1 protein-coding gene and 1 pseudogene are annotated in these 3875 nt (G+C 33.9%); both read left to right on the top strand.

From position 1 onward, the window contains the following. The first annotated feature begins 994 nt into the window (after positions 1-994). Entirely contained in the window at positions 995-1456 is a 462-nt protein-coding gene (locus BC952_RS14745) for a hypothetical protein (protein WP_121366342.1), read from the top strand. A 16-nt stretch (positions 1457-1472) separates the two neighbouring features. Continuing rightward, a pseudogene (locus tag BC952_RS14740) lies at positions 1473-3875 on the top strand (hypothetical protein); the annotation flags it as partial.

The raw sequence follows: 3875 nt of genomic DNA, 5'->3' as shown, positions 1-3875 counted from the left end.
AAACAAAACGAGTCTTATTTAAGCTATAATCCAACATCAAGTACTGACAGAAAAGCTAACGGATTGTATAGTACTGACAAAGAAGCGACTATCAAACCCGTTGCATTCGGTTTAACATTGGGATTGAATTTTCAATAAATAAGCATATTTTTTTAAAGAAAGTAAGGTCTTGAGTAATCAAGACCTTTTTTTAAATGCTGTTAATGAATTCTTTGTTATAGATTTCTTTTTGGTTTATAGTAAGTTTGAAATGATTTTTATATCATTTTTCTTATCGTAGTACTACGATATCAAAAGAATGATTCTCTTTTATTTTCATGAAATCAAAAGAACTTACAGCTGAGAAATGAATTATTCAATAGTACTAATAATATTGAATATGTGAGTCTTATGTTAAGTTTTCGTTAACCGATAGAGATTAATTTAAACCTTGCTTTTTTTATTTTTTTTAAACAAAAATAGGTATTTATACGTGTTTTAAATATATAGCTAGTTGATACATTTGTACGAAAGTTTAAACTATTGGAGGTGTTAAAACTTTTGGTATAAATGATTTTTTTAATATATCAATAATTTCAATTTTTTAAAACACATTTGTTTAGTAGTATGTTTTACTACTAATTTATCAAAATAAATAAAGATTAAATAAAGTAATTGTTGCTAAAGTTTTATAAATGTAATAAAGGTGTGAAACAGACTCTTTTTTCTCTTTTAAGTTTGTATAAGACAAACGCAGGAGCCTAAATCTATCTATGAAATTTCACTTTAAATAGTATTCATTAATTAAGGAATTAATAAGGCTGCTTTCTATTATAAAAAATAAATACGATGCTATAAGTATATAGTTTTTTTTTGATGCTGAAGAGAACAGTGTAAGTAAGAATTATAAATTTAGAGGTAAATACAGCAATAAAAAAGTGTTATTCCTTTTGTTGCTTGGAATAAAAATAGGGATAACGAGAACTAATTAATTTTAATAATTTAAAAGGAAACTATGAAAAAAAACTATTTATTGCTAATTATGGTGTTTTGCTGCTTCTTTAATATTACACAAAAATCGTATGGACAAGAAAAATCAAACAAAGAAAAAGGTAGGGTTTACGGCTCTTTAGAACCAACAGGTATTTCTGGAAATATTAATTTTGACGAACTATTACATCAGGTTAATTATGAAGATAAGCTCAAACAAGTTTTGCTTAAAAACAGTGTTTCTCAAGTTCTAATAAAATCGAACGATAAAAAAGCTCTAGACATTTTCATAAAAAATAATAAAAGTGTTTGTGGAATAACAATAGTCAATAATATGGAGGTGCAACCAGAGAATTATAATCAGTTGGATTTGATTGTCTCGTATTCTGCTTATCAAGTTGAGGTGGTATTATCTGAAGTTAAAGGGTTAATTGTGGAAAAAAAGGAGAGATATTGGATTAAAATGCCAACTACTCAATTACGCTAATTTTAATATCTAATATATGAAAAAAATTACATTAATTTTATTATTGTTGTTTATTAAGTTGTCTGCACAAAATAAAGCGGGTTACTTAAGCGATACTAATCAGCCTTGGGGACTAGAGAGTAATATTACGGCCATGAACACGGTTTATGGTATGGATTGGACACAGTACGATTACAGCACTGTTGATGCGAATTTGCTATTTATTCAAGATAGAAAATTTATCTATTTAGAAGGAGGTGACGGTAGTACCTCTATGATGGTAAATTTTATTAATAATAATACCGTATTAATAGAAAGTTGGGTGGCTTCTGGAGGTGTATTGCTTATCAGTGCTGCTACAAATGAGATTTACACCCCATACAATGTTGGGTTTGGAATTACTTCAACATTAGATTATGTGGAGAGTGGAGAACCTTCGGATGTTAACCATCCTTTTTATACGGGCAGTACTTTTACCCCTATCTTGAATTCGGTTTATAACGGAAGTTCTTTGGCGCATAATGTGTTGACTGGACCGGGATTAGTGCCTATTATGAGGGGAAATGCTGGTCAGGGAATTATTTTAGGAGAGAAAGTACATGGGAGCGGTTTGGTTATTTTTTCTGGATTGACAACCCCTTTCTTTGTTTCATATTGGACTCCGCAGCCATTAATGTCAAATGTATTATATAGAATGATTAGCTATGGAGTATCGATTAATACGATTCCAACTATCACTGCAATTGCAAATCAATCGGCTTGTCCTAGTACAAGTGTTTCGAATGTTGAGATTGCAATAGATGATGCTGAAACGCCTGCTGGTGATTTAACGCTTTCTGCTACTTCTTCAAATCAGACTTTATTGCCAGGTGCTAATATTGTTTTTGGAGGTTCAGGAGCAAATAGAACAGTTTCTCTTACCCCAGCTCTAGGCGAAAATGGAACTTCAAGTGTTGTAGTGACGGTTGATGATGGTCAAGGAGGAACGGCAATTTCAACTTTTATATTTACAGTTGAAGACAATATTGCTCCAGTAGTACTTACAAAAAACATTACAGTACAGCTTAATGCTGCAGGAAGCGTTACGGTAAATGCTGCTGATTTAGATAATGGAAGCACTGATAATTGCGGTATTGCCAGTTATATGCTAAGTACAGGAACAACGGGAACCGTTTGTGCCACCGCAGGTGAGGGTGGGGATTTGAATATTTCAGCACCTGCAGGTTCTGTGTTTACAGGAGTGACTTTTGCCAGTTATGGAACTCCTGATGGAAGCTGTGGCAGTTTTACCGAGGGTTGGTGTCATGCCAGTAATAGTGCCAGCATAGTGTCGTCTTATCTTATTGGGCAAAATACGGCTACTATTCCGGCTACTAATGATGTTTTTGGAGATCCTTGTGGTGGAACACCAAAGAGACTGTATGTTGAGGCTACTTATGGTCCTTCTGTAGCTTCTTTTGTGGCCTCTAAAGTGTTTAGTTGCGCGGACATTGGTACTCAAAATGTTACATTAATGGTTACTGATAATAGTGGAAATTTTGCTTTCGCAAATGCTGTAATAACAGTTGAAGATAAAATTACTCCAGTAGCACTTACTAAAAACATTATAGTTCAATTGGATGCTACAGGAAATGCGACAATTGCTCCTGCCGACTTAGACAATGGTTCAACTGATGCCTGTGGAATAGATTTATTAGAATTAGACATAACTTCATTTACTTGCGTCAATGTAGGACCGAACACAGTTACTTTGAAAGCAACGGACGTTAACGGAAATGTTGCTACTCAAACGGCAATCGTAACAGTTGAAGATAAAGTTGTGCCAGTTGTTGTTACAAAAAGCATCACGGTTCAATTGGATGCTACAGGAAATGCAACAATTGCTCCTGCTGACATAGACAATGGTTCAACAGATGCCTGTGGAATAGATTTGTTAGAATTAGACATAACTTCATTTACTTGCGTCAATGTAGGACCGAACACAGTTACTTTGAAAGCAACGGACGTCAATGGAAATGTTGCTACTCAAACGGCAATCGTAACAGTTGAAGATAAATTTGTCCCAGTTGTTGCTACAAAAAATATTACGGTTCAATTGGATGCTACAGGAAATGCTACAATTACTCCCACTGACGTAGACAATGGTTCGACAGATGCCTGTGGAATAGATTTATTAGAATTAGACATAACTTCATTTACTTGCGCCAATGTAGGACCGAACACAGTTACTTTGAAAGCAACGGACGTTAACGGAAATGTTGCTACTCAAACGGCAATCGTAACAGTTGAAGATAAAGTTGTGCCAGTTGTTGTTACAAAAAACATTATGGTTCAATTGGATGCTGCAGGAAATGCTACAATTACTCCTGCTGACGTAAACAATGGTTCAACGGATGCTTGTGGAATTGCAACTTTGGCATTAGATAAGACTTCATTTAGT

It is taken from the genome of Flavobacterium limicola (genome assembly GCF_003634755.1).
In the GTDB taxonomy this organism is placed as follows: Bacteria; Bacteroidota; Bacteroidia; order Flavobacteriales; family Flavobacteriaceae; genus Flavobacterium; species Flavobacterium limicola.
The sequence above is the reverse complement of the archived record's forward strand: the minus strand, read 5'-3'. Positions and strand labels throughout refer to the sequence as shown.